This window comes from Mesorhizobium sp. M1B.F.Ca.ET.045.04.1.1 (genome assembly GCF_003952465.1).
Classification (GTDB): Bacteria; Pseudomonadota; Alphaproteobacteria; order Rhizobiales; family Rhizobiaceae; genus Mesorhizobium; species Mesorhizobium shonense.
The window spans coordinates 4,499,957-4,525,799 of the sequence record NZ_CP034448.1 but is presented as its reverse complement, the minus strand read 5'-3'; the positions used below and the strand labels follow the sequence as shown (position 1 = coordinate 4,525,799).

General features: G+C 62.2%; 28 protein-coding genes and 1 tRNA gene. 12 read left to right on the top strand and 17 right to left on the bottom strand.

Annotated features, from left to right (window positions below):
* Positions 1-2 precede the first annotated feature (2 nt).
* From EJ071_RS22250 to EJ071_RS22240, 3 genes are all read left to right on the top strand, one after another.
* Positions 3-716 (top strand): heme-copper oxidase subunit III family protein, encoded by a 714-nt coding sequence (locus tag EJ071_RS22250; protein WP_126099798.1) that lies wholly within the window; start codon positions 3-5, stop codon positions 714-716.
* A gap of 26 nt (positions 717-742) precedes the next feature.
* Entirely contained in the window at positions 743-1,135 is a 393-nt protein-coding gene (locus EJ071_RS22245) for a cytochrome C oxidase subunit IV family protein (RefSeq protein ID WP_126099797.1), read from the top strand.
* A gap of 128 nt (positions 1,136-1,263) precedes the next feature.
* Entirely contained in the window at positions 1,264-1,737 is a 474-nt protein-coding gene (locus EJ071_RS22240; RefSeq protein ID WP_126099796.1) for an aminoacyl-tRNA deacylase, read from the top strand.
* A gap of 157 nt (positions 1,738-1,894) precedes the next feature.
* On the opposite strand, the gene EJ071_RS22235 is transcribed toward EJ071_RS22240, so the two are convergent.
* The 4 genes from EJ071_RS22235 to tig all read right to left on the bottom strand — a co-directional run bounded on the left by EJ071_RS22235 (position 1,895) and on the right by tig (position 6,131).
* Positions 1,895-2,713 carry a DUF2189 domain-containing protein gene (locus EJ071_RS22235; RefSeq protein WP_126099795.1) on the bottom strand — a complete coding sequence of 273 codons (819 nt, stop codon included), beginning with the start codon at positions 2,711-2,713 and terminating at the stop codon, positions 1,895-1,897.
* 603 nt (positions 2,714-3,316) lie between these two features.
* Positions 3,317-3,697 carry a cytochrome c family protein gene (locus tag EJ071_RS22230; RefSeq protein WP_126099794.1) on the bottom strand — a complete coding sequence of 127 codons (381 nt, stop codon included), beginning with the start codon at positions 3,695-3,697 and terminating at the stop codon, positions 3,317-3,319.
* A 229-nt stretch (positions 3,698-3,926) separates the two neighbouring features.
* Positions 3,927-4,451, bottom strand: a complete 525-nt coding sequence (locus EJ071_RS22225; protein WP_126099793.1) for a hypothetical protein — start codon at positions 4,449-4,451, stop codon at positions 3,927-3,929.
* A 180-nt stretch (positions 4,452-4,631) separates the two neighbouring features.
* On the bottom strand, positions 4,632-6,131 hold the full coding sequence (tig, locus tag EJ071_RS22220; RefSeq protein WP_126099792.1) for a trigger factor: 1,500 nt from the start codon (positions 6,129-6,131) through the stop codon (positions 4,632-4,634).
* Positions 6,132-6,475: 344 nt separating this feature from the next.
* Here tig and EJ071_RS22215 point away from each other — a divergent pair.
* Both EJ071_RS22215 and EJ071_RS22210 read left to right on the top strand, forming a co-directional pair.
* A tRNA-Leu gene (locus EJ071_RS22215) sits at positions 6,476-6,560 on the top strand.
* Between the two features lie 329 nt (positions 6,561-6,889).
* Entirely contained in the window at positions 6,890-7,822 is a 933-nt protein-coding gene (locus EJ071_RS22210; RefSeq protein WP_126099791.1) for a hypothetical protein, read from the top strand.
* 51 nt (positions 7,823-7,873) lie between these two features.
* Here the strand turns inward: EJ071_RS22210 and EJ071_RS22205 are convergent, their stop codons facing one another.
* Positions 7,874-8,455 carry a GDYXXLXY domain-containing protein gene (locus tag EJ071_RS22205; protein ID WP_126099790.1) on the bottom strand — a complete coding sequence of 194 codons (582 nt, stop codon included), beginning with the start codon at positions 8,453-8,455 and terminating at the stop codon, positions 7,874-7,876.
* On the bottom strand, positions 8,452-9,564 hold the full coding sequence (locus EJ071_RS22200; RefSeq protein WP_126099789.1) for a DUF2157 domain-containing protein: 1,113 nt from the start codon (positions 9,562-9,564) through the stop codon (positions 8,452-8,454). The genes EJ071_RS22205 and EJ071_RS22200 overlap by 4 nt, the downstream gene beginning before the upstream one ends.
* 234 nt (positions 9,565-9,798) lie before the next feature.
* Between EJ071_RS22200 and EJ071_RS22195 the strand changes: the two genes are divergently transcribed.
* From EJ071_RS22195 to EJ071_RS22175, 5 genes are all read left to right on the top strand, one after another.
* On the top strand, positions 9,799-9,939 hold the full coding sequence (locus EJ071_RS22195) for a DUF1127 domain-containing protein (protein ID WP_071031999.1): 141 nt from the start codon (positions 9,799-9,801) through the stop codon (positions 9,937-9,939).
* Positions 9,940-9,988: 49 nt separating this feature from the next.
* On the top strand, positions 9,989-10,129 hold the full coding sequence (locus EJ071_RS22190) for a DUF1127 domain-containing protein (protein WP_071096637.1): 141 nt from the start codon (positions 9,989-9,991) through the stop codon (positions 10,127-10,129).
* A 363-nt stretch (positions 10,130-10,492) separates the two neighbouring features.
* On the top strand, positions 10,493-11,902 hold the full coding sequence (gene trmFO / locus EJ071_RS22185; protein WP_126099788.1) for a methylenetetrahydrofolate--tRNA-(uracil(54)-C(5))-methyltransferase (FADH(2)-oxidizing) TrmFO: 1,410 nt from the start codon (positions 10,493-10,495) through the stop codon (positions 11,900-11,902).
* 70 nt (positions 11,903-11,972) lie between these two features.
* On the top strand, positions 11,973-12,263 hold the full coding sequence (locus tag EJ071_RS22180; protein ID WP_126099787.1) for a type II toxin-antitoxin system ParD family antitoxin: 291 nt from the start codon (positions 11,973-11,975) through the stop codon (positions 12,261-12,263).
* On the top strand, positions 12,247-12,570 hold the full coding sequence (locus EJ071_RS22175; RefSeq protein WP_189521172.1) for a type II toxin-antitoxin system RelE/ParE family toxin: 324 nt from the start codon (positions 12,247-12,249) through the stop codon (positions 12,568-12,570). Before EJ071_RS22180 ends, EJ071_RS22175 begins: the two co-directional genes overlap by 17 nt.
* A gap of 8 nt (positions 12,571-12,578) precedes the next feature.
* On the opposite strand, the gene EJ071_RS22170 is transcribed toward EJ071_RS22175, so the two are convergent.
* The 6 genes from EJ071_RS22170 to yajC all read right to left on the bottom strand — a co-directional run bounded on the left by EJ071_RS22170 (position 12,579) and on the right by yajC (position 18,308).
* Positions 12,579-13,529, bottom strand: coding sequence for a sterol desaturase family protein (locus EJ071_RS22170; RefSeq protein WP_189521170.1), 951 nt, complete (start codon positions 13,527-13,529; stop codon positions 12,579-12,581).
* The gene (locus EJ071_RS22165; RefSeq protein ID WP_126099785.1) at positions 13,529-13,957 is read right to left on the bottom strand and encodes a hypothetical protein; all 429 of its coding nucleotides are present in this window, start codon (positions 13,955-13,957) and stop codon (positions 13,529-13,531) included. The genes EJ071_RS22170 and EJ071_RS22165 overlap by 1 nt, the downstream gene beginning before the upstream one ends.
* Positions 13,958-14,038: 81 nt before the next feature.
* On the bottom strand, positions 14,039-14,887 hold the full coding sequence (locus tag EJ071_RS22160; protein WP_189521168.1) for a phytoene/squalene synthase family protein: 849 nt from the start codon (positions 14,885-14,887) through the stop codon (positions 14,039-14,041).
* Positions 14,888-15,277: an Mth938-like domain-containing protein gene (locus EJ071_RS22155; RefSeq protein WP_126099784.1), complete on the bottom strand. Its 390-nt coding sequence runs from the start codon at positions 15,275-15,277 to the stop codon at positions 14,888-14,890. It lies immediately after the preceding gene.
* Positions 15,278-15,361: 84 nt separating this feature from the next.
* Positions 15,362-17,914 carry a protein translocase subunit SecDF gene (secDF, locus tag EJ071_RS22150; RefSeq protein ID WP_126099783.1) on the bottom strand — a complete coding sequence of 851 codons (2,553 nt, stop codon included), beginning with the start codon at positions 17,912-17,914 and terminating at the stop codon, positions 15,362-15,364.
* Positions 17,915-17,969: 55 nt separating this feature from the next.
* Complete coding sequence (yajC, locus tag EJ071_RS22145) at positions 17,970-18,308, bottom strand: preprotein translocase subunit YajC (protein WP_067000009.1); 339 nt, start codon at positions 18,306-18,308, stop codon at positions 17,970-17,972.
* 267 nt (positions 18,309-18,575) lie between these two features.
* Between yajC and EJ071_RS22140 the strand changes: the two genes are divergently transcribed.
* Positions 18,576-19,448 carry an ATP-binding protein gene (locus EJ071_RS22140; RefSeq protein WP_126099782.1) on the top strand — a complete coding sequence of 291 codons (873 nt, stop codon included), beginning with the start codon at positions 18,576-18,578 and terminating at the stop codon, positions 19,446-19,448.
* Positions 19,449-19,458: 10 nt separating this feature from the next.
* Here EJ071_RS22140 and EJ071_RS22135 read toward each other — a convergent pair whose 3' ends face one another.
* Entirely contained in the window at positions 19,459-20,277 is an 819-nt protein-coding gene (locus EJ071_RS22135) for an AraC family transcriptional regulator (RefSeq protein WP_245459940.1), read from the bottom strand.
* 113 nt (positions 20,278-20,390) lie between these two features.
* Between EJ071_RS22135 and EJ071_RS22130 the strand changes: the two genes are divergently transcribed.
* Positions 20,391-21,281: an NAD-dependent epimerase/dehydratase family protein gene (locus EJ071_RS22130; RefSeq protein ID WP_126102673.1), complete on the top strand. Its 891-nt coding sequence runs from the start codon at positions 20,391-20,393 to the stop codon at positions 21,279-21,281.
* 107 nt (positions 21,282-21,388) lie between these two features.
* Here the strand turns inward: EJ071_RS22130 and EJ071_RS22125 are convergent, their stop codons facing one another.
* The 4 genes from EJ071_RS22125 to serS all read right to left on the bottom strand — a co-directional run bounded on the left by EJ071_RS22125 (position 21,389) and on the right by serS (position 25,776).
* Positions 21,389-22,921 carry a LysM peptidoglycan-binding domain-containing M23 family metallopeptidase gene (locus EJ071_RS22125; RefSeq protein WP_126099781.1) on the bottom strand — a complete coding sequence of 511 codons (1,533 nt, stop codon included), beginning with the start codon at positions 22,919-22,921 and terminating at the stop codon, positions 21,389-21,391.
* Between the two features lie 137 nt (positions 22,922-23,058).
* A complete protein-coding gene (locus EJ071_RS22120; RefSeq protein WP_126099780.1) occupies positions 23,059-23,712 on the bottom strand; it encodes a protein-L-isoaspartate(D-aspartate) O-methyltransferase in 654 nt (217 codons plus the stop codon).
* Positions 23,709-24,467, bottom strand: a complete 759-nt coding sequence (surE, locus tag EJ071_RS22115) for a 5'/3'-nucleotidase SurE (RefSeq protein ID WP_126099779.1) — start codon at positions 24,465-24,467, stop codon at positions 23,709-23,711. The genes EJ071_RS22120 and surE overlap by 4 nt, the downstream gene beginning before the upstream one ends.
* Positions 24,468-24,471: 4 nt before the next feature.
* Positions 24,472-25,776, bottom strand: a complete 1,305-nt coding sequence (serS, locus tag EJ071_RS22110) for a serine--tRNA ligase (protein WP_126099778.1) — start codon at positions 25,774-25,776, stop codon at positions 24,472-24,474.
* Between the last annotated feature and the right edge of the window lie 67 nt (positions 25,777-25,843).

Sequence of the window (25,843 nt, the reverse complement as noted above, 5' to 3'; positions counted from 1 at the left end):
CGATGGCCGAGACGACGCATTCCAGCCCAATGGCCCGCCCCGACGGCTTGCGCGGTATCGCCGCCGACTGGGCCTCGGATCAGCGCGCGTTCAAGAACGTGTCCTGGGGCAAGGCCATGATGTGGATCTTCCTGCTCAGCGACACCTTCATCTTCGGCTGCTTCCTGCTCTCCTACATGACGGCGCGGATGTCCACGCGCGTGCCATGGCCGAATCCGAGCGAAGTCTTCGCCTTGCGCATCGGCGGCTCGGAGATCCCGCTGATCCTGATCGCCATCATGACTTTCGTTCTGATCTCGAGCAGCGGAACCATGGCCATGGCGGTCAATTTCGGCTACCGGCGCGACCGCCGCAAAACCGCGATCCTGATGCTTTTGACCGCAGCGCTCGGCGCGACCTTCGTCGGCATGCAGGCCTTCGAATGGACCAAGCTCATCACCGAAGGGGTCCGGCCTTGGGGCAATCCCTGGGGCGCGGCGCAATTCGGCTCATGCTTCTTCATGATCACCGGCTTCCACGGCACCCATGTGACGATCGGCGTGATCTTTCTGATCATCGTGGCGCGAAAAGTCTGGCGGGGCGACTTCGACACCGGGCGGCCCGGCTTCTTCACCAGCCGCCGGGGTCGTTACGAGAATGTCGAGATCATGGGCCTCTACTGGCACTTCGTCGACCTCGTCTGGGTGTTCATCTTCGCCTTCTTCTATCTTTGGTGAGAGGCAGGCTTTGTTGAGAGGCAGATATGGCTGAAGCAACCGCAAACGGTCTCGGACAACACGCACTGCACCCCACCCATGACGCGGCCGCCGTCGCCAAGGCGGAGACGCATCAGGAACACCCGATCAAGCTCTATTTGATGGTCTGGGCGTGGCTGTTCATTCTCAGCACCTGCTCCTATTTGGTCGACTATTTCGGCCTCCACGGCTACCTCAGATGGTCGCTGATCCTGATCTTCATGATGCTCAAGGCAGGACTGATCGTCGCCGTCTTCATGCATATGGCCTGGGAGCGGCTGGCGATGATGTATGCGATCATCCTGCCGCCGGTACTGGTTCTGGTTTTCGTGACGATGATGGTCTTCGAGGCCGACTATACGCTGTTGACCCGCATCGCGTTTTTCGGGCCCGGCCCCTGACACGCGATCTGAATCCAGCCGCAGCATAACCGGTCCGAAACGACGGACGCCCGTGCCATGAAACAATAAGGCCGCCAATCCATTTTGGTTTGGCGGGTGCATCGTGAACTCAAGCAAAGGAGGCGGAGATGACGATAGCAAACAGGTTGAGGGATTTTATCGACGGCAAGGGAATCCCCTACGACACCGTCGCGCACCATCGGACCGCCACCAGCAGACAGAGCGCCATCGCAGCGCATGTGCCCGGCGGCATTATGGCGAAGTCCGTGCTCGTTCACCACGAACTCGGCTATGCGTTGGCGGTGGTTCCAAGCACCCACAGGATCGAGCTCAACAAGCTGCAGGACGTCATGGACAAACGCCTCGGGCTCGCTTCCGAGGACGAGGTCGTATCGCTCTTCGATGATTGCGACATCGGCGCCGTACCGCCGATCGGCGCGGCTTATGATGTGCCGGTCATTCTGGACGAGAGCCTCGGCGACGCCGCCGATATCTATTTCGAGGGCGGCGACCACAAGACGCTCGTACATGTCAGCGGCAAGGATTTCCGCAACCTGACCACGGGCGCGCGTCAGGCGCGGTTCAGCCACCCGGCCTACTAGAGCCGGGATGATTTCAGGTCGAACCGACCTGAAATCTGAATCCGGCTCTAAATCAAAGAGGTAGAGCATGATGTCGCCCGAAAACCGCTTCACACTTTTCGGCATCATGCTCTAACGGCGCTTGCGTCGTCGCCGGCACGCAATGACGGGAACCTGCTCAGTTCGCCGGCCGGGGGGTGGCCGGCGGTTCCACGACCTTGCGATAGACATGCCAGGTGGCGTGACCGAGGATCGGCAGCACCACCGCCAGCCCCGCGAATACAGGCACTGAGCCGACGATCAGGGCGACGGTGACGATCAGCCCCCAGACAGCCATTACAATCGGGTTCGCCAGCACCGCGCGCACCGAAGTATGGATGGCTTCATAGGCGCCGACGTCCCGGTCGAGCAACAGCGGGAAAGCAATGACCGTGGTGCACAAGACCACGACAGCGAAAACGAAGCCGATGGCGTGCCCCAGGATAATCAGCGTCCAGCCACGTCCGGTGGCGAATATCTCATTGATGAAGCTGGATATCGATTCCGGCGGAGCTGCGCCAAAGAGGTACTGGTAGAACATCTGCGCCGTCAAAAGCCATGTGATGAAGATTGCGAACAGCATGACCCCGACCGCCGCGATCGCCGGCAACGCCGGAGAATTCCTGACCTCGAAAGCATGCCGCCAGGAAGCATCCAGCCCTGCTTCCCGCCTGCGGCTGATCTCATAGAGGCCGATCGCCGCAAACGGACCGATCAGCGCAAAGCCCGACACCAGCGGAAACAGCAGAGGCAACGCGTTTGCTCCCGATGTCCAGGCGGCGAGCACGACGCCGACGAGCGGGTAGATCAGGCAGAGAAAAACGATATGCGAAGGCTTGACCATAAAATCCTCGACGCCGCGCCTGAGCGCGTCGAAGAGGTCGGATACACCGATCTTCCGAATTCTCGTATGCTCCAGCGTCTCGCTGGCACCTGCAATCACGTGGAAGCTTGCCATGACCGTTCCTCCAGATCAGGTCCGGCAAGGTCGCGGGTTCTCACGGTGCTACCGCTCTGCATGGCTGGCCACGCAAACCGCGACCTGCACCGACGCAAAACATACTCCGTTGCGCCCGATTTGTCGCCTGCTGGCCGGCGCCGGCCCAAAAGCATGTCTTCCGAAAGTGGGAACCGGTTTTGGGACAAAGACATGCGTAAAATCAAAAAAGCTAAAGCGCACGGAGCGGACCCGAGAGATCGCTGCGCGCGCTTTAATGCATGTCGCCCAGAAGTGTGCAGCGGTTCTGGGGCAACGACATGCATCAAAACAAAAACTTAAAGCGCGTCGCCTGAATCCGCTTCAACGCGACGCGCTTTACGTCGGCCGCAGCAGCGTGCTGGCTCCGAAGGTTCTTTTTCGGTATTCTTAGAGTGCGAAGGTGAACGTCATGGACACGCGGACGCTTCTCATACTCGGCCTTGGCATAGTTATTCTGCTGCTGTTGGGATTTTTTGCGCTGCCGGCGTGATGGCGCCGAACACGATATTCAGCAGCGCAGTTGCCGACCGTCCTCCTTCGGAATAAGCAGGCGGCCACCAAATGGGGCCTGGCAGGCCTTGCTTACTTGGAAAACTGTTTCAGGTAAGCGATGACGTTGGCTATGTCCTTGTCGTCCTTGAGGCCGGCAAATGCCATCTTCGTCCCTTTGACCATGGCCTTGGGGTCGTGAAGATACGTTGTCAGTGTGGGCTCGTCCCATTTGACGCCGGATTTTCCAGCCGCGATCATGGCCGCGGAATAGGTGAAACCGGGATGCGTGCCCGCCGTGCGCCCGATGACGCCGTTCAACGATGGACCAACCTTGTTCTGGTCCTTGTCAGCGACATGGCACACCTTGCATTTGGTGAAGACCTTCTCGCCTGCGGCGGCATCCTGCGCCTGCGATGGGCTCGCGAAAAATGTCGTGGCGGACAAGACGATGAAAAACGCAGTTGCACGCATGGCACGTCCTCCCTGATCGTCGTTTGCGTCGGACCATCCGCACCACGCCAGCCCCGCTGGCGTGCCCACACCGGCAGAGCGGAATATCCGCGCCTCTTCAGTGGAATTGCGGCACCTACATACCACAGAATCGTCTCAATGGGTAGAAAAAGCCAGTTTTTGCGAAGGCTTAAGACGTACGCGAATGATGAGGGACGCCGAGATTGCGAACCTCTTCCAACGGCAACGATCAGGGCGGATCGGTGTTGCAGCTCGCGGCAATCTGGCCGACCGCTTCCGGGAGTCCGGCGAGATCGAAATCTGCCTCGCCACGTCCCGACAGCAGGCCAAAGCGCCATGACAGCAACAGCCGGCTCGCCGAAACCAGCCGTTTGATGCCGTCATCGCCTTCCCTGACCAGCAATTTGCCGCGCGGACCGACAGACCAGCTCTCGTCGAATTTGCTGCTGCCGTCGACCATGACCGACATGGTGATCTTGCGGCTGGCCGAAACCGCATCGTTGAGCTGCAGCCATTCGCTCCAGCGTGGTTCGCCGTCCGACCGGCAGGCCAGTGTCAGCACCGGACTGTAGCCCAGCGCCCCATTGCCAGTGATCAGCTTGTTGGTGGCGTAAAGCGAGGCCGTCACCTGGCCGTCGCTGGCGGCATCGACGCGCCAGTTGCCGAGATCGGACCCCGCCTGAACCACACGGACGGCGGCAAGCAAGAGCACCGCGGCAACCACCACGCCCCTCAACTTGAATACCACTGTCACCTGTGCCTCCAAACGACCCTGCGAAATGCGATATCGCGCAGATAATCATCAACGTTCGGTATCGCCAGCAGCGGCCATTCATCTGAAGTTGGTAGTGTTGCCGCGCCGCAACAACAAAGAACAGCAACGAAAAAGGCCGCATCGAGGGCGGCCTTTCGAAATCAGGTTATTGAGCCGTTTTTACTCGGCGTCCTTGGCGGCCTTCTTCTTCGGCGCGGCCTTCTTCTTGGGCTCTTCGGCCCCGCCGGCGGCTTCGCCCGCCTTTGCTTCACCTGCCTTGGCCTCGGCCTTCTTCGAGGAAGCCTTCTTCGCCGGCTTTGCCTTGGTCGCGGTCTCTGCCTCCTCGTCGTCGGCCATCAGCTCTTCCTTGCTGACCTTGACGTCGTCGACCGAGATTTGGCCGAGCAGATAATCGACGACCTTCTCCTCGAACATCGGCGCGCGCAGCGAATTGATCGCCTCGGGGTTGCTGCGATAGAACTCGAAGGCTTCCTGCTGCTGGTTGGCCGGGAAGCGGCGGACCTGCTCGAACAGGCCGCGCTGCAGCTCTTCGTCCGACACGGTGACGCCGGCCTTCTCGCCGATCTCGGCCAGAACCAGGCCGAGCCGCACGCGGCGTTCGGCCAGGCGCATATACTCGGCGCGCGCCTCTTCCTCCGTCGTCTCCTCGTCGGCGAAGGTGTGGCCGGCGGCTTCGAGATCGCGGTTGACCTGCGCCCAGATGTTGTTGAACTCGGCCTCGACGAGCTTCGACGGCGCCTCGAACGAATAGGCGGCATCGAGCTGGTCGAGCAGCTGGCGCTTCACCTTCTGGCGGGTCATCGAACCGAACTGGTTCTCGATCTGGCCGCGCACGATATCGCGCAGGCGCTCCAGCGATTCCAGGCCGAGGTTCTTGGCCGTCTCGTCATTGATCTCGAGCGCGCCGGGCTTCGCCACGTCCTTGACGGTGACGTCGAAAGTGGCTTCCTTGCCGGCCAGATGCGCCGCCTGGTAGTTCTCGGGGAAGGTGACGGTGACCTGCTTCTCGTCGCCCGCCTTGGTGCCGATCAGCTGGTCCTCGAAGCCTGGGATGAATTCCTTGGAGCCGAGCACCAGCGGCTGATCGGTACCGGCGCCGCCGGAGAAAGCCTCGCCGTCGATCTTGCCGACATAGTCGATGCTCACGCGGTCGCCTTCGGCGGCCTTGCCGTCCTTGGGCTCGTAGCTGCGTGCCGATTCGGCGACCCGCTTCACCTGGTCTTCGACTTCCGTCTCCGGCACGTCATAGACCTGACGCTTCACCTTGATGTCGGAGAAATCCTTGATCTCGATCGCCGGGATGACCTCATAGTTGAGGCGGAATTCGAAGTCGGCGCCGCCGGCCAGGATCTTCTCGGCTTCCTTCTCGTCCTCGGTCATGATCACTTCGGGCTGCATGGCGGCCTTCTCGCCGCGGCCCGAGATGATCGAGCGGGTCGAGTCGTTGAGGATCTCGTTGACGACCTCGGCCATGAACGACTTGCCGTACATCTTGCGCAGGTGCTGCACCGGCACCTTGCCGGGGCGGAAGCCGTTGATCCGCACCTTGTCGCGGGCATCGTTCAGCCGCGCCATGAGCTTGGCTTCCATGTCACCGGCCGGCACGGTGATCTTGATCTCGCGCTTGAGACCGGAATTGAGCGTTTCGGTGACCTGCATCCTAAAACCTTTGTTTTCACCAATGAGGCTGCCAAACGGTTCTTAGCCGTTCACAGCCTGCCGGTATAATCTTGCCGGAAATGGCTTTTCGTACGGAACCTGGCGATTTGACCGCTAATGCGGCTCAAACTCTCCTGAACTGCGCTTCCAAAAATGTGAAGAAGTCTTTGTTTTTCCTACTTCTTCTTACATTCTGCAGAAGCGGATAGTCGCGTCCCGTCACATTCGACACGCCTTTTGTCACAGGCTAGGCTAATTTTCAACCATCTTCGCGATTACGCGAATGACCGTGATCTGGACCCCGACATTGACAGAATGATGGCTACATGGGATTGCCGGGGAACGCGGATGTGGCGGAATTGGTAGACGCCCTGGATTTAGGTTCCAGTGCCGAAAGGCGTGGGGGTTCGAGTCCCTTCATCCGCACCACCCTTCGCTCTTCGAGCTTCGGGCGGCGAGCCGCCCGACAGATTAGTGGACAAAGGGGCCTCCCGAAGTCTGGCAAGGAGGACCGGAGGCATCAACTCCTGGCGGCGCAAGCGAGGCGCTTACGCTCGCGAAGACAATCCCGCTTTTGCGCTCCGATGCCCTTGAAATAGCCCGTTAACAGGTTCTTACTTGCAACAGGCAGGTTGGGGCTCTGTCAGATTGTGCGCGTAGTTTCTCTGGTTCTGGGGGCTGGGTCGGTTGTCGCGGCAGCGACATGTCAGGTTGACGCCTTAGAGTACATGTCGGCTTCCTCTCCGGGCCGGCAGCCAATGCTTGTTGTCTCCGGTGAGTTTGGCGCCAATGAACCCCTGAACGCCTTTGACGACGCGGTTGCGAGCAGCAGGGCCAGGGTGATCGTATTCAACTCCCCCGGCGGCAACGTCGGCAGTGCGATTCGCTTGGGACGCATGATCCGCGCGGCAGGGTTGGATACTCTTCAGCTTCGCCAATTGCAGTGCGCCTCAGCCTGCTCACTGGCCTTCTTGGGTGGCGTCCACCGTGTTGCCGAGCCAGGCTCCATCGGCATTCATCGGCCGTCCCTCAAACCGGCTGACGGGATGTCCAATGAAGAAGCGAAGGCCCGTGTCCAGTTCGGCACGGCCGCAATCATAGCCTATGTAATCGAGATGGGAGTGGATCCCAAGCTGATGGAATTGGCTTCGAGCTATGACAGGCATGACATAAGGTACTTATCGGCCAGCGAAATGGCAGAGTTGCGTGTGACCAATGCCGCAGCGAACCAGTCGCCAGCAGATGCATCGCAGGTGTCAACGACACCAAATCCTGCGCCCGCGCCTGCTCCTGCACCCGACGCCAGGCAACAGCCGGAAAGCGTTGCGGTCGCCTTCGTCAGGGATCTCATCGAGCATCATGGCGACAACAACGATTTCGCTCTTGCTCAAGTTCAGGCGTCCTACGCTCCCACGGTCGACTATCATGGCAAGTTGACGAACCTCAGTTCGATCGTTCAGGACAAGAGGAACTATTACCAGCGATGGCCTGAACGGGCATATAAGATCCGCAATGACAGCATTGTGGTCAGTTGCGCCATCGACCGCTGCATGGTCTCGGGCATCTATGACTGGATTGTGCGCAGGCCCTCGACACACAAACAGGAAAAAGGCGTAGCGGACTTCAGCTACACGATCTCGATCGGTCCCTATCCCAAAATCATCGCCGAGACAGGCGATGTCCAGCGATAACCGGGACCATCGCTAGGCGAACCGTCGCGCTGGCGCCGCGGCCTATATACCCTAATAAAGCGGCTCCTCGAACAGCGCCTTGTCACCGTCCATCAGCGCCTTGATCTGTGGCGTCCCGTTGGCCGAGAGCGCCAGCTTGATGCCGAATGGCCGCACGCGCATGTCGGTTTGGATCGCCATGCCCTCGCCTTCCGGCAGATAGAAGCGATCGATCCCGTATTCCGGCGCGATCGTCGCTTCCGGATCACGAAGGCCCCAACCCTCGGCGACATGGCCGGCAATGTCTGCCTCATCCGGGCCTGCCGGTGCCGGCGCCTGGCCGAACCACGCCGCCGTCGGCTGCCAGTAGCCGTCGGCACCCTTTTTGAGCCGGACCACGATCGAGGTGTCGTCGCTGGATAACTTCCCTTGCGGGATGTTGGCGATCAGCTTCACCGGGATCCGCGATATGTTGTTGCCGATCGCAATATAGTCGCCGCGCAGGAGATCGCGCGGATCGACGGGCTCGATCTTGAGCAGGACTTCCTTGCCGTTGCGCAGGATGGCCGCGCGCCCGGCGATGATCCAGCTGAGGAAACCGACCTGGACAAGTCCCAGCACCAATGCCGCGATGATCAGTCGTTTCCCGGTCATGCCGCTGCTCCTCGTGGCGCCCTCATGCGTCTTTCAACGCGGATGATTATCAGCGCCAGGATGCCGAGCAGCACGGCAGCGGCGAGGAAGAAGCCGGCCGTGTCGAGCATCGATTGCAGCATCACCACATAGATGATGGCGAGTTCGAATGCGAAGCCGGCATAGGCCACCCAGCGCAAGCCCCGGCTCTCGCGGCCGCCGAGCATGATCGCCGCGACGATGCCGGCAAGCGCAACCGCCGAGGCAATGGCAAAGCCGCTGTTGTAGCTCGCCTCGTCGGCCAGTTCGAACTGGACCATTGCCAGGCCGGCAAGAAAGCCGATGAGCGCATGCAAGGGCAGCCGGCCGCCGAGTTGCACGATCCTGTCGACAGGTTCGGCTGCGAAGATCGCAGCCGCGAACAGCAGCGCCGAGACGAGCACGAGCGGAATGGCGACCTGGAGTGTGTTGTGGTCGATCGCCAGCAGGACGAGATAGAACAGGATCGACAGGACGATCAGGTGCCGCGCCGCCTGGCTGCGTGTCCAGAAAGAAATGGCAAACAGCACGAGCGCAAGCGCCGCAAAGAGATACGGAAACTCGGCCCGGCGGAAAAATCCGCCCCATTTGAGGAACAACCACGCGTCGGCGATGCCGACGGAGGCGACGGTGAGCGGGTTCGAGCGCAATGCCACCGCTGCCAGCGTCGTACCGGCGCACCAGGTCAGCAGCGCCGAGGCCTCGTCGCCCGACAAATGATACATCTGGCCGATCAGCGCGATCGATCCGCCGAAGGCCGCGGCGGCGACGATCCAAAGCGCCTCGCCGATCGCCGCGTGATCGCGTGTCTTCAAGAATGCGCCGCCGACATAGCCGCCGAGAATGACGGCAAACAGCGCCGCCACGCGCGCCAGCCGCGGAATGGCTTCCCAATTGGCTGCGACGAAGATCAGGATCGCGGCGCCGAACAGAAGTGCGGCCATCATCGCCAGGATCGAGCCGAAGCTCAGCGAGGTGCGCTCGTTGGCGGCCACGTCGCGCGCCAAGGCGTCTGCCGTCGCCGCGTCGATCAGGCCCGCGTCCCGCCAGCGGGCGATATCCGCCCTCACCTTCGCCGCATAGCCCGCCATGCGCTTCCCCCGAGCTTGGTCATTCTTTTAGCCGGAACAGCCAAACCGTTGACGCGGCGGCATTTTCCGATTCGGCCTTCTTTGCGTCGCAAGCGTGAACGGCCGTTAATGTTGCATTGCACAATTTGCATTGCTGCCATGCGCCAATCGCACTTTTAAACCGATATGACCCCACCTATTTTCTGTTCGTACACAAACGGAATGATCCGAACCAAAGACGAAACGAGCACTACCATGAACCTGATCCGCAACTACCGCAACTGGCGCCGCTACCGGGAAACCGTTTCCGAGCTGAGCCGCCTGTCGAACCGTGAACTGACCGACCTCGGCATCAGCCGCAGCGACATCCACTACGTCGCCCGCAAGGCGGTCTAACCCGCTTCGGACCGCGAATGGTCCGAACCAGTTTTGAAAGAGTAAGGCAATGAACCTGATCCGCAGCTACCGCAACTGGCGCGTTTATCGCGAGACGGTTTCCGAGCTGGGTCGGCTTTCGAACCGCCAGCTCCATGATCTCGGCATCGTCCGTGACGAGATCAAGATGATCGCCCGTAAGGCGGTCTAAGCAAGGAATTTCGCCAGGGTCGACCTCCTCCCCGACCCTGACGGATACGGTCAACCTTTACCTCCTCCCAAAGGTTGACCACCGAAACGGCGCCCGCCGGACCTCCTCCCCCGGCGGGCGTTGTTTTCAAAAAGGATCCGCCCCTTTTCAATTGGCGGAAGGAATTTCGTCAAAGCCGACCTCCTCCCCGGCAATGACGAATATGGTCGATCTTCACCTCCTCCCGAGGATCGACCCCAAAAACGACACCCGCCGGACCTCCTCCCCCGGCGGGTGTTGTTCTTTTTGGAGGGCAGTCTTCCGCTTCAGCCGGGTCGAATCCGGCAATTGCATTCGCCGCGCCAAGCGACTATTTCGGCGCTCATGAGCAAAAATCCTGTACACGTCATCGGCGGCGGCCTCGCCGGCTCCGAAGCCGCATGGCAGATCGCCGAGGCCGGCGTTCCGGTCGTGCTGCATGAAATGCGCCCGGTGCGCGGCACCGACGCGCACAAGACCGATGGATTGGCGGAGCTCGTCTGCTCCAATTCCTTCCGCTCCGACGATGCCGAGACCAATGCGGTCGGCCTGCTGCATGCCGAAATGCGGCTCGCCGGCTCACTGATCATGAGCGCCGGCGACGCGCACCAGGTCCCGGCTGGCGGCGCGCTTGCGGTCGACCGCGACGGGTTTTCCGATGCGGTCACGGCGAAGATCGAGGCGCATCCGCTGATCACTATCCAGCGCGAGGAAGTCCCTGGACTGCCGCCGGTGGAGTGGGATCAGGCAATCATCGCCACCGGCCCGCTGACAGCGCCATCGCTGGCGCAGTCGATTGCCGAGGCAACAGGCGCCGATGCGCTGGCCTTCTTCGACGCCATCGCGCCGATCGTGCATTTCGACACGATCGATATGAACATCTGCTGGTTCCAGTCGCGCTACGACAAGGTCGGTCCGGGCGGCACCGGCAAGGACTACATCAACTGCCCGATGGACAAGGAGCAGTATCTCGGCTTCGTGGCGGCGTTGCTGGAGGGGCAAAAAACCGAGTTCAAGCAGTGGGAAGGCACGCCCTATTTCGACGGCTGCCTGCCGATCGAGGTGATGGCAGAGCGCGGCGTCGAGACGCTGCGCTACGGACCGATGAAGCCGATGGGCCTGACCAATGTCCACAATCCGTCGGTCAAGGCCTACGCCGTGGTGCAGCTTCGCCAGGACAATGCGCTGGGCACGCTCTACAACATGGTCGGTTTCCAGACCAAGCTGAAGCATGCCGAACAGGTGCGCATCTTCCGCACCATTCCGGGACTCGAAAACGCCGAGTTCGCCCGCCTCGGCGGCCTGCACCGCAACACCTACATCAACTCGCCGACGCTGCTCGATCCGTCGCTGCAGCTGAAATCACGGCCGGGCCTGCGTTTTGCCGGCCAGATCACCGGCTGTGAGGGCTATGTCGAAAGCGCAGCGATCGGACTGCTTGCCGGCCGTTTCGCCTCCGCCGAGAGGCTCGGCCAGGCAGCTTCGCTGCCGCCGCCAACCACCGCCTTCGGCGCGCTGCTCAACCACATCACCGGCGGCCACATCGTTTCGGACGACGAGCCCGGCAAGCGATCCTTCCAGCCGATGAACGTCAATTTCGGCCTGTTCCCGCCGGTCGAGGCGCCGAAGGTCGAGGGAAAACGCCTGCGCGGCAAGGACAAGACCGTCGCCAAAAGGCATGCGATCACAGCGCGCGCGCTGGCGGACTGCCGCGCGTGGCTAGGGCTACCGGCACAGGCGCAAGCGGCAGAATAAGCTTTTCGGTTCCGGTTGGACGCCCCATATAAAGTAGGATATCGTCCTACCTTATGCATGGAGGCATGCTATGGAAACCGCTGAGAAACTGTCGATCACCGTCACGCCAGCCATGGCACGCATGATCCGCGAAAAGGTCGAGGACGGCTCCTTCGGATCGGCGAGTGAGGTGATCCGCGCCGCCTTGCGCGCCTTCCAGCGCGAGGAGGAAGAATATGCTGAGCGCATCGCGTCGATCCGGGCACGCGTGAAGGCGTCGCTCGAGGACAAGAGGCCAAACCTTTCCGGGGAAGAGGTTCGCACTCGATTGGAAAGATACGCCGCTCAATATTCAGGCCGTAACGATGATTCGGCGGCTTGAGGTTGAGTATCGTGAAAGCGCCAACAACGATCTCACCGATATTTTCCGGCATATCGCCGGGGCCAGCGGGAATCCTGATCTCGCGCTGAAATTTGTCCTGCGTATCGAAGACCGCTGTCAGAGTATCGGTAATGCCCCTCATGGCGGACGCTCGCTCGATCATATCGTTCTAGGACTGAGAATGGTCCCGTTCGAACATTCCGCTGTTATCACCTATGTCATCGAAAGCAGTGTCGTGCGCATCGTCAATGTCTTCTATGGCGGGCGCGACTACGAAGCTTTGATGCGAGGCGGTGAACCGTCTTAACAGAATAGCTACTCTGCCGGCTCAGCGCCCGCTGCCGGCAGCCCCGGCTTACCCGCCTCGGACGGATTTCTCCTCACATAAGCCGCCTTCAGCGTCCCGGACGTGTCGCGCGAGCCGTCATGGCTCCAGCCAGGCGGCTGGATGAGGTAGTTGAGCCGCTGGCTCAGCGTCAGTCCCGGCGTCAGCGCATCCTCGAACATGCCTATCCATTCGTGGAACGCCACCTTCAGCGGATTGAAGGTGCCGATGTTCTTGACGATGCCGTAGCGCGGCCGGTCCGCCTCCAGTTCCTCGACGAAGGTGCCGAACATGCGGTCCCAGATGATCAGCGTGCCGGCGAAGTTCGCGTCGAGATAGCGCGGATTGGTGGCGTGGTGGACGCGGTGGTGCGATGGCGTGTTGAAGATGAATTCGAACCAGCCCCACATCTTGCCGATCGTCTCGGTGTGGATCCAGAACTGCCAGACCAGGTTGAAGCCGAAGACGAAGGCGATCACCGCCGGGTGGAAGCCGAGCAGCACCAGTGGCGCCTGCAGGATGAAGGTGAAGGTGAAGAGGCCGGTCCAGCTCTGCCTGAGCGCGGTCGAGAGGTTGTAGTGCTGGCTGGAATGGTGGTTGACGTGCTCGGCCCACACCCAGCGCACCCGGTGCGCGATGCGGTGATAGACGTAGTAGCGCAAATCATCGAGCAGGAAAGCGGCGACAAACACCCAGATCGACAGGCCGAGATTGAAGAAGCGAAACTGCCAGAGCCGCAGCAGCGCCCAGTAGGACACGACGCCGAGCAGCAGGCCGGCAACGACATTGCCGGTTCCCATCATCAGGCTGGCCAGCGTGTCGCGCGTCTCGAACGAACCCTTGGCGCGGCCGGTGCGCACCAGCCAGAGCTCGATCAGGATCGCGGTGACGAAAAACGGAATCGCGAGCTGGGTGACCTGCGGAAAATTATAGTCGTCCATCACGCGGCTGCCTTTTGGGTTTGATCGTGAACCTGCAGCATCGCTGCCACCGCCTGCGCGTCAGCCTTGTCGGCAAAGTCAAACTTCCCGCCCTTCCAGGTGAAGTCGTTCAGCCTGAGGGTCACAACGTTTCCTTCCCTCGTCAGCGCGAGAACGTCGTGCCGTGTGACGATGCGCGTCAGGAAACAGTCGCCGATGCTCTGAACGATGCCGCAGCGACGCGGGCCGAGCTCGAGGAACGCTGCGTGCCTGTCCGATGTCAGCCGCACAGCATGGGACTTTTCGTCAGGAAAATCCTCGCCGAAACGCGCGAGCGCTTGGTCCGTGCTCGAAAGCGTCGCGGTCGTCGTGCCGCCGGTGAAATGCACGGCCGCGACCGACAGCGCGATGCCGAACACGACAAGGACGACCAGGACTGGCAGGCTCATGGAAACGCGGCTCCTCCGGCGGCTCGCATTTCTTTGACGCGAGTCCACGCGGCAGAACCCCTAGCACAATTGACGTTTACGTCAAAGGGGCGTCCAGCCGCGCATGGCATGACGCAAGAGCAGCCAGTGCCGGCGCAAGGTTGAGAGCGTCGCAGTGTCTGCGAGTGGGGATCGACCCGCCTTTTCCATCTTGTCGAGATAGGCGCGTGTCAGCGCCAGCGGCAGGAAGGCGGGGCGCAGCGACACGGGGAGCGCCGACGCGCCTCTCTCGAAGGCGCCGAGATGCTCCCGCGCCAACGCGATCATCGCCGCCACCGCTCGCTCCGCGGCAGCATCGCCCTCGCCTTTGACGAACTCTTCCGGTGTTGTCCCGGCTGCCACCAGGATGTCGGCTGGCACGTAGCATTGGCCCCGCCTGCGGTGCAGCGGCAGCAAGAGCAGCAGGCCGGTAATGGCCTGCGCGCAACCGGCCCTGCCCGCCAGTTCGGCAAAGCGCGGCGCGGCAGTTGGATCGAGCGCCATCGCTGCAAGCTGGATCAGCGCGGCGGCCGTCTCACCGCAATAGCCTTCGAGATCCGTCCGCGACGGCATCGGATCGTCGTAAAGATCGAAGATGCGCGCCTCGAGCATGTTGTCGAAAGCCGCCTTCGGCAGACGATAGGCGGTGATCGCCGCCCTCAGCGCATCGGCGCTCGGATGGCCTGTGTCCGCTTCGCCCTCGGCCATGATGACGTCGCGCCACCACTGCAGCCGAACCTCGCCCGGCAGCGGCTCGTGGATGCGGTCGCGCACGCTGGCGATCTCGGCATTGAAGGCATAGAGCGCGAACAGCGCGGCGCGCTTGCCGGCCGGCGCATAAAGCGCCGAGAGATAGCGGTCAGGGTCGGCGGCGCGCACCGCGTCCACGACGATGGTTGAACCGACGGCCATTCAATCGACGGCAATCAGCGCCGCGGCCACGGCGCGATCCTCGGCCAGAAGCACGTTGTAGGTGCGCACCGCCGCGCCCGTCGACATCGGGTCGGCCGAGATACCGGCCTCCTTGAACGCGGCGCGCAACGCCGCCGGCAACGGCCGCAGATCCTTGCCGGTGCCGACCAGCAGGATCTCTATCCTGTCGGCTTCAGCCAACAGCTTGTCGAAGTCCGAAGCTTTCAGCGCCAGCGGATCGGCCGGCTCCCAGCCATGAATGCCGGACGGCAGGAACAGAAGCGAGCCGCGATGCGACATGTTGGCAAAGCGGAAGCCGCCATTACCGTAGGCTTCGATCGGCGCCCTGCCCGGGAAATGCGCCTCGCGGATGACGATGCCTTTGGCCATGGGTCTAGAGCATGATGCCGAAAAGTGTGGAGCGGCTTTCGGACGACATCATGCTCTTTCTCTTTGATTTAGAGCCGGATCATTTCAGGTCGTCACGGCCTTGCCGTTCGCCGGCTTCTGCTCCTCTTCGGCGGTCGCGCCCTGCGGCCTGAGCTTGAAGAGGATCAGCAGCGGCGCGGCTATGAAGATCGACGAATAGGTGCCGAACACCACGCCGAACAGCATCGCCAGCGTGAACGAACGGATCACCTCGCCGCCGAACAGCACCAGCGCCAACAGCGCCAGCGATGTCGTGACCGACGTCAGCGTCGTCCTCGACAGCGTCTCGTTGATTGCATTGTTGAGAAGCTGCGGCAGCGGCATCTTCTTGTATTTTCTGAGATCCTCGCGAACGCGGTCATAGACGACGATCGTATCGTTCAGCGAATAGCCGATGATGGTCAGGATCGCCGCCAGCGATGACTGGTTGAATTCCAATCCGGATATGACGAAAAAGCCGATCGTCATCACCACATCGTGCACCGTGGCGACGATGGCGCCGACCGCGAACTGCCATTCGAAACGGAACCAGACATAAAGCAGGATGCCGACCAGCGCGATCAGCATTGCGATCGTGCCCTGCTTGGCCAGCTCTCCGGAAACCGTCGGACCCACCACTTCGACGCGGCGGAAGTCGTATTGATCCTGGAGTTCGCCCCTCACCTTGTCGATAACCGTCTGCTCGGCATTCTCGCCGGCATCTTGTGTTCCGACGCGGATCAGGACGTCATTCGGCGCGCCGAACTGCTGTACCTGGATCTCGCCGATATTGAGTTCGGACAACCTGGCGCGGATGTCGCCGAGATCGGCGTCGCCCTGCTTGGACTGCACCTCGATCATCGAGCCGCCCTTGAAGTCGATGCCGTAATTGATGTCGATGGTCAGGAACCCGACGACCGACAGGATCGACAGCACGCTGGACAAAGCGAACGTCCAGCGGCGGATCCCCATGAACGGAATCTTGGTGCCCGGCGGAATGAAGGTGACCGGCGCCCTTGGCAATTCCTTCGGGCGGGCGCGGCGCAACCAGATCGCGACCAGCATCCGGGTGAAGGTGAAGGCGGTGAACACCGTGGTCAGGATGCCGATGGCGTAGGTGATGGCGAAGCCCTTGACCGGACCGGTGCCAAGAAAGAACAGCACCACGGTGGCGATCAGCGACGTCACGTTGGAGTCGACGATCGTCGCCAGCGCCTTGGAGAAACCGGTGTCGATCGCCTGGATCACCGAGCGGCCATTTCGTCGCTCTTCGCGGATGCGCTCGTAAATCAGAACGTTGGAATCCACAGCCATGCCGATGGTGAGCACGATACCCGCGATACCTGGCAAAGTGAGCGTTGCGCCAAGCAGTGACAGCGCCCCCACGATCATCGCAACGTGCACGGCCAAGGCCACATTGGCGAGGAAGCCGAGGAAGCCGTAGGCCACGAACATGAAGGCGACGACGAGGATCGAGCCGATCACGCCCGCGATCTTGCCGGCATGGATCGAATCCTGACCAAGGCCCGGCCCCACCGTGCGCTCTTCGATGATGGTAAGTTTTGCCGGCAAGGCGCCGGCGCGCAGCAGCACGGCGAGATCGTTGGCGCTCTCGGCTGTGAAGTTGCCTGAAATCTGCCCCGTGCCGCCCAGGATAGGTTCACGGATGACGGGCGCCGAAATGACCTGATTGTCGAGGACGATGGCGAAAGGTTTACCGACATTCTGCTGGGTCGCCTGGCCGAACCGGGTGGCGCCTCGCGAATTGAACGTAAACGAAACCACTGGCTCGTTTGTCTGCGAATTGTAGGTCGGGGTCGCCTGCGACAGGTCTTCGCCCGACACGATGACGCGGTTCTCCACCAAATAGGGAACTGGAGGATCGTCCTGAGAATACAGGATCGAGTCGCCAGCCGGCGGCCGGCCTTTCATGGCGTCCTGGACCGGCATCGAGGTGTCGACCATCTGGAACGTCAGCTTGGCGGTCTGGCCGATAATGTCCTTGAGCCGCTGAGGGTTCTGAAGGCCAGGCACCTGAACGAGAATGCGATCGTCACCCTGCCGCTGCACAATCGGCTCGGTCGTGCCAAGCGCGTTCACGCGTCGTTCGACAACTTCGATTGCCTGTGACAACGCCGTCGTGGTCCGGTACTTGAGGCCGGCATCCGTGACGGTAAATTTCAGCAGCCCAGGCTCTGAATCATCCAGTGTCATCGACTGAACGGAACCGCCGGTGAATAGACCGGCATTTACCGGATTTGTAATGGGTTTCAGCGCTGCCTTGGCCGCATCGACCTGGCTCTGGTCGCTGATGCGCACCTGCACGGTGCGACCGGTGCCCGAAAGCCCGGTATAGTTGATCTTGGCTTCGCGCAGCAGGGTCCTGATCTCGTCGCGCGTCGTCTCCAGTTGGTCTTTGATCAGATCGTTCTGATCCATCTGGAGCAGGATGTGCGAGCCGCCCTGAAGGTCGAGGCCGAGCGTCATCTGCCGCTTCGGCACCCAGTTCGGCAGTTGCGCCAGCGTGCTTGCCGGGAACAGGTTGGGCGCGGCGAGGATCACTGTGACGGCTACGGCCAGCCAGATCAGGACCATCTTCAGGCGCGAGAAATACAGCATTCGTTCTTATCCGTTCAGGCGTACAAGCGGCAGCGTTCCGCCATCGAGGTGATGATTACTTCTTGGCGTTCTGGTTCGCCACCGGCTCGCCCTTGACGCGCACGTCGGAGATCGTCGAGCGCAGCGCCGTCACCTTGGTTCCGCCGCCAAGGTCGATCTCCAGCTCATTGTCGTCGATCACCTTGGTCACCTTGCCGACGAAGCCACCGCCGGTCACCACCGTATCGCCGCGGCGCACCGCGGCCAGCATTTCCTGGCGCTTCTTCAGCTGCGTGCGCTGCGGCCTGATGATCAGAAAATACATGATCACGAAAATCAGGACAAACGGCAAAATGCTGATGAACATATCGGGCGAGGTGCCGACGCCTTGGGCGTATGCCGGTGTGACGAACATCAAGAAACTCCTGGATGGTAAAATACCGCCGCTGCGGCCCCGCGAAAATTTGGGCGGAATATAGTCGGTAAAGTTGCCAATGCAACTGCGCGACCCGCCGAATCCGTTGCTTTTCCAGCCGTTTGGCGCGTGCTAGAGCGTCGCAGCCGGAAGCCGCTTGGAGCCGGCCCGAAAAGATCGTGCTCCAACAAAAGCTTGCAGTTGGTCCTTGGTGCGCAATCATGGACCCGCTTCACGTTGCGAGATGCCAAAGCGAAAAGACCGGAAATGACCGATAGCCTGGATGCCCTGAACAAGAAGCTCGACCGCCTGATCGAAGCGGTCTCCCGCCTCGCCCCGCCACCCGTTCCCGAGACCGATCTCGGCCTGGCCGACTGCTTCGTCTGGCAGGCCGACCCCGGCTATCTGGAGCCGGTGCGCAAGGTCAACCGCGTCGACATCGGCCTGATCCGCGGCGTCGACCGGGTCCGCGACATCCTGCTCGACAACACCGAGCGCTTCGCTTCCGGCTTCGCCGCCAACAACGTGCTGCTCTGGGGCGCGCGCGGCATGGGCAAGTCGTCGCTGGTCAAGGCCGTGCACGCCCGGGTCAATGCCTCGGAAAAGCTCGACCGACCTTTGAAGCTGATCGAGATCCATCGCGAGGACATCGATACGCTGCCGAAGCTGATGGGCCTGCTGAAGGCTGCCCCCTATCGCTTCATCCTGTTTTGCGACGACCTCTCCTTCGATCACGACGACACCTCCTACAAGTCGCTGAAGGCGGCGCTCGAAGGGGGCGTCGAGGGCCGCCCGGCCAATGTCATCTTCTACGCTACGTCGAACCGGCGGCATCTGTTGCCGCGCGATATGATCGACAATGAGCGCTCGACCGCCATCAACCCGTCGGAGGCCGTGGAGGAAAAAGTCTCGCTTTCCGACCGCTTCGGCCTGTGGCTCGGCTTCCACAAATGTTCGCAGGACGAATATCTCGACATGATCGACGGCTATGTCCGCTATCACGGCCTTACCATCGACCCCGAGAGCCTGCGCGCGGACGCACTGGAATGGGCGACGACACGCGGCAGCCGCTCCGGCCGCGTCGCCTGGCAATTCACGCAGGATCTCGCCGGCCGGCTCGGCAAGTCGCTCAAGGATTGAAGCGTGAACGTCACTTGGGCGGCTGCGCCCGTCGCAAGTCACGCGGCGTCTGGCCGGTTTCGCGGCGCATCCAATGCGCGAGATGTGACTGGTGCGCAAAGCCCGTCAATGCAGCAACCTCGCTTGTGCTGAGATCGCGTCGCCGCAGCAGAACGCACGCCCTTTCCACGCGACGTCGCAACACGTAGCGATGCAAGGTGACGCCCATCGCCGCTTTGAACCATGTGCGCAAATGCGAGCTGCTCGCGCCGGCAACCTGGCTCAGGCGGTCGATCGAAAGCGGCTCATGTAGAGCGGACTCGATGTGTTCCAGGACACGCTTTAGCTGCGCGTCCGACAACCGGTTCACTCGAACTGCGTCTGGGCCATCGAGGCCAAGCAGCCTCACCGCAAGCGCGGCGCCGATGCCCTCGGCAAACAAAGGGCCACTCGGCGCGTCTGCAGCGAGATCGCTCTGCAGTGCTCGAGCGAGATGCTCGATGCGCTGGTCACGAAGCAAATGGCGGGTGTCGAGCCGTGATGCTCGCGCCCTGCCCCCAAGTTCTGCGGCGACCCTTTCCATCAAGGCGGGCTGCAAGACGATCTCCATCGTGTCGAACGGGGTTTCGGCCTCAAAACCGCCCTCCTCGCCAGCCGGCACCAGGTCGATATCCCCGGCGCGCCTGACGAAATATCGCCCAACCTGATTGCAGTAGGAGCGCGTCGCCGCGCTTGCATGCACCATGATGCGATGGTGTGGCGCCCGGGGCAGCAGATGGACGCCTGCCTCAACATGCCGGGAAACCATCGTTACGTCGGACAGGGTCGAGCCGGAGGGAATTGCGGACACATGCTCTCTCGATTCATGGCGGAACCTGTTCAAGATTTGGCAATTCCCGCGCGATTTTCAACGCCGCGAACTTGTACTCCCGCCTCTCCATCAAACTTGGAAGAGAGGTTGCCATGAGTTTGTATGTTGTTGTCGGCGCGGGCCCGGTTGGGCGGGAGACAGCTCGCCTTCTTGGCGAAGAAGGCCATGATGTCATCCTTACAAGCCGAAGCGTCGGTTCGCATGCGCTGCGGAACGTGCGAGCCGTACAAGCCGACGCCACGGACGCCTCGGCGCTGTCGTGTGTCTGCCGAGGCGCCGATGCCATCTTCATGTGTGCCATGGCCGCATATCATCGCTGGCCAACCGACTTTTTCCCCATAATCGACGGCGCCGTGCAGGCGGCGGAAGCGGTCGGCGCGAAGCTCATCGTGCTCGGAAACCTCTATGGTTATGGCGAAAATACCGAAAACCCGCTTCGCCCTGACTTGCCTCTGGACCCGAGTTCGAAGAAGGGGACCGCCAGGACGATCATGTGGCAGCGGGCGGCCCGTGCCAATGCGCCGGCGATCGAAATACGCTCCAGCGACTATCTGGGACATGGCGCGATCAGTTACTTCTCACTGGTCGCGCTGCCCTCCGTCATCGAGGGCAAGCCTGTCGCCTTCATTGGAGACCTCCATGCGACTCATGCCTGGACCTTCACCAAGGACGTCGCCAGGACGCTTGTCGCCGCCTCCCGCTACACGGGTGAATGGGGACGGGCGTTTCATGTCCCCTCGCAACACGCCTCCCCCCGCGAGCTGATCCGGAAAACCGCGGCAATGCTCGGACGAGAGGTTTCAGAGGCACGCTCCTATTCCATCCCCGAGATGGAGGCGCTGGGCATGCATGAACTCATCGAGATGAAGTACCTCTTCGAGAGCCCCCTGCTGGTCGATTCCTCCGACGCCGAGACGCTTCTAGGCGTGAAGGCCAGCAGCCTTGAAGAGATGATCGCCGACACGCTCCAAGATCATCTTTGAGCCGTGCGTCATGCATCTTCGGCAACTGAAAAAGCCCGCTCCTGACGGAGCGGGCTGAAGCCGGCGGGCCGGACTGGAGGTCAGGCGGCCCGCAAGTTGTTCTTGTTCTATTCGAGATAGCCGCTCGGATCGACCGGGGCAGAGTTCTTGCGCACTTCGAAGTGCAGCTTAGGCGAGTCCGTCGTCCCGCTCATGCCGGACAGCGCGATCTCCTGGCCGCGCTTGACCTTCTGGCCGCGCTGCACCTCGATCGAGCTGGCGTGGCCGTAAACAGTGACCAGCCCGTTCTCGTGGCGAACCAGCACAGTGTTGCCGAATTCCTTGAGGCCGTCGCCGGCATAGATGACGACACCGTTCTCGGCCGCCTTGATCGGCGTTCCTTCCGGCACCGCGATGTCGACGCCGTCCTTGCCCGAACCGAAGCCGGAGATGACGCGGCCGCGCACCGGCCAGCGCATCTTGCCGATGCCGGTCGCATCCGGCGCCACCGCATCGTCGTCCTCGGCCTGCTGAATGACCTTGGCGTCCTTCTTCGGCGGCGTGTAGGAAGCGAGCGTCTGCGACGGCGTGGTCTTTGCCGGCGGCTGCGTCGTCGCCGTCGTCACCGGGTCGACGGACGGCTTGGTCGCGGCAGGGTTGGCGGCGGCGACGGCAACGGTGCCGCCGGCCGGAACCCTGAGCGTCTGGCCGATCTTCAAGAGCCCGTCCTTCATGCCGTTGGCCTGCTTGAGCGCCGTGACGCCGACGCCGGTCTTGCGCGCGATCGAGGACAGGGAGTCGCCCTGCTGGACAGTGTAGGTGCCGCCGGCGCCGGCCGGCTTTGCCTCGGCCATCTGTGCGGGCTTGGCGTTCTTCGAACCGCTGGCGGCCGCCGATGCGTCAACCTGCGCGGCCGACTTGCCGTCCTTGAGCTTCGGCTGCTGGGGCAGCACGGCAACCTTCTCCGGCGCGCCGGCAGGCTGCTTCGGGGTGTTCACAGGCTTGGTGGCGTCGGCAACCTTGGGCTCGGCCTTGCTCGAATAGGCATAGGCCGGGATGACGATCTTCTGGCCGGTTCTGATGCCCTTGTTGGCATCGAGCCCATTGACCTTGATGATCGCATCCGCCGGCACATGATATTGCCGCGCGAGGCCCGAAATCGTCTCGCCTTCCCTGACGACGATCTCGGTGGCGTGCGGCGCAGCGCTTGCGTTGCGCACGGCATCGGGCTCGGCGGTCTTGAACGGCTTCGCTGCCGGCGCGACCGTGCCGGTGGCCGTCTTGTCGAGATGCGGCGCCGCGGGAGCCGGAGCGAGCGCCGGGGCCGAGGCGGTCCGCATCGGCTTGGCCGGCGCCGCGGCCGCCTGCGAAGGCGGCGGCAACTGCTGGGACGTCACCGGCTCGAGGCTGGAGCGGCTCACCGACTGAGTGTGGCTGCCGTCGACAGGCGCCGGCGCGACCGTATCGCCCGGATAAGGCTGGTCGGCATTCTGCTTGTTGATGATGGCGCGCTGGTTGTTGGTGGACGAGGTAAAGACGTCGTCGACACCGTTGAAGCGCATGGCCTGCGAGCTGCACCCGGCCGCGGCGCCCGCGATCATGAGGACGGCGCAGCCACGCGCCAGATTGCGTCCGTTTGCCTTCAAACCATTGAATTGCATCGCACTAACCCGCACAGACCCGGTACAAACTGGTTCTGATTAAAGCGCGTTAATGTTACTGGCCGGTTAACCCATTAGAATCCGGCGAAAATTTTCTTAAAACATTGGAGGAAATTTTGGCCGGGCCGTTGGCGCCGCTATATCACCGCGGCGACGCTGCGCAGGATCGGCTGCAGCCTGACCATGCCGATGTCCTCGCGCTCGAAGCGGCTGCCGACCTTGGTGAGCTTGGCCAGCACCTGCTCGCCCTCCTCCGGACCGATGGGCGCGATGACGATGCCGCCGCTCGACAATTGATCGAGCAGGAATCGCGGCAGGCTGTCGAACGCCGCCCAGGCGAGGATGCGGTCGAACGGCCCTTCGTTGGGCAGGCCGTTGGAGCCGTCCGCCTGGCGCGCGATGACGTTGCCGATGCCGAGCGCCTCGAAGCGCTGCTTTGCCTGTTCGATCAACGTCTTGTAGCGGTCGACGGTGACGATGCGCGCGGCGAGCCTGGACATCACCGCAGCGCTATAGCCCGACCCGGTGCCGATCTCGAGCACGCGGTTGCCCGGCTCGATGGCCAAAGCCGCGATCACCCCCGCCTGCAGGTCCGCGCCCTCGATCGCCTCGCCACATTCGATCGGCAGCATGCCCTCCGACCAGGCGATCGAATGGAACTGCGCGGACAGGAAACCCCGCCGCGGCGTCGCCTCGAAGGCGGCGATCAGCGCTTTCGGCGCCGTGCCCCTGCCCCGCAGGCGAAGCAGGAAAGCGGCAAAGCCTTCGCGATCGTCGATAGTCATGGTCATGACAGCGCCTTGGTCAGCTGGTCGCGGAGTTCATGAGCGGTGAGGTCGAGCTGCAGCGGCGTCACCGACACCAGCCGGTTGCGCAGAGCATAGAGGTCGGTGCCCTTCTTGCCTTCGACCGGCTCGCGGCCGAATCGCAGCCAGTAGTAAGGCAGGCCGCGGCCGTCACGACGTTCGTCGACCCACAGGCTGTGCACGAGCTTGCCTTGCGAGGTGACGACCGTGCCCTCGATTTCGTCGGGCGCGCAGTTCGGGAAATTGACGTTGAGCAGTACGCCTTCCGGCAGCGGCGTCGCGATCAGCTTCTTCAGCAGCGCCGGCGCCAGCGCCTCGGTCGTCTCGTAAGGAACGACGCGATCCTCGCCAACATAGGAGTAGGCTTGGCTCACCGCGATCGAGCGGACGCCGAGCAGCGCGCCCTCCATGGCGCCGGCAACGGTGCCGGAATAGGTGACGTCGTCGGCGATGTTGGCGCCGGAATTGACGCCCGACAGGATGAGGTCCGGCGGCCCGGGCAGGATCTTTTTCGTGCCCATGATGACGCAGTCGGTCGGCGTGCCGCGCACGGCATAGTGTCTTTCGCCAACCGTCCTCAGCCGCAGCGGCTCCGAGATCGAGAGCGAATGCGCATAGCCGGACTGGTCCTGCTCGGGCGCCACCACCCAGACGTCATCCGAGAGCGCGCGGGCAATGCGTTCGAGCGACGCCAGCCCCTCGGCATGGATGCCGTCATCGTTGGTCAGCAGGATGCGCATGGACTCATTTCGATTCGATCTTGGCGAGGCCACTCATGTAAGGTCGCAGCGCTTCAGGAATGGTTACGCTGCCGTCCTCATTCTGGTAGTTTTCGATGACGGCAATGAGAGCGCGGCCGACCGCGGTGCCGGAACCGTTCAACGTATGGACGAAGCGGTTGCCCTTGCCGTCCTTGTCCTTATAGCGGGCGTCCATGCGGCGCGCCTGGAAATCGCCGCAGACCGAGCAGGACGAGATTTCGCGGTAAGCGTTCTGGCCCGGCAACCAGACCTCGATGTCGTATGTCTTGCGCGCGCCAAAACCCATGTCGCCGGTGCAGAGCGTCACCGTGCGGAACGGCAGGCCGAGCCTCTTCAGCACCTCTTCGGCGCATTCAGTCATGCGCTCATGCTCGGCGAGCGAGCTTTCCTGGTCGGTGATCGACACCAGCTCGACCTTGTAGAACTGGTGCTGGCGAAGCATGCCGCGCGTGTCGCGCCCGGCCGAGCCCGCTTCCGAGCGGAAGCACGGCGTCAGCGCCGTGTAGCGCAGCGGCAGCTTTTCATGCGCGGTGATCTCCTCGCGCACGAGGTTGGTGAGCGGCACTTCGGCGGTTGGAATCAGGCCGAGGCGCCCGTCGCCATGCGGCGTGAAGAAAAGGTCGAGCTCGAATTTCGGCAGCTGGTTGGTGCCGAAAAGCACTTCGTCGCGCACCATTAGCGGCGGCTGGATTTCCTCATAGCCGTGCTCGGTCGTGTGCAGGTCGAGCATGAACTGGCCGAGTGCGCGCTCCACGCGCGCGAGCTGGCTCTTCAGCACCGTAAAGCGCGAGCCCGACAGCTTCGCCGCTCGCTCGAAGTCCATCATGCCGAGCGCTTCGCCGATCTCGAAATGCTCCTTCACCCAGTTCGGCCGCGTCGGCACCTCGCCGACGATGCGCTTGACGACGTTGTCGTGCTCGTCCTTGCCGATCGGCACGTCGTCGAGCGGCACGTTGGGCAGCACCGCGAGCGCATCGTTCAGCGCCTTGTCGAGTTCGCGCTCGCGCGCCTCGCCGTTCTGAATGAAGGCTTTGATATCGCTGACTTCGCCCTTGAGCTTTTCTGCGAGCGTGGCGTCGCCCGAACGCATGGCGTTGCCGATCTCTTTCGAGGCGGCGTTGCGGCGTTCCTGCTTGACCTGCAGTTCGCTCAGATGCGCGCGCCGCGCCTCGTCACTGGCGATCAGGTCGTCGACCGTGGACTGCGCATCATCCGCCGACCACGAGCGCTTCACCAGCGCATCGACAAGGACCTTCGGGTTGTCGCGAATCCATTTGATGTCAAGCATGGTCGATCCGTCCTCAAAGTAAGGTTCGAGGGCGTAAACCGCATCCTTGATCGATGCAAGACAGACG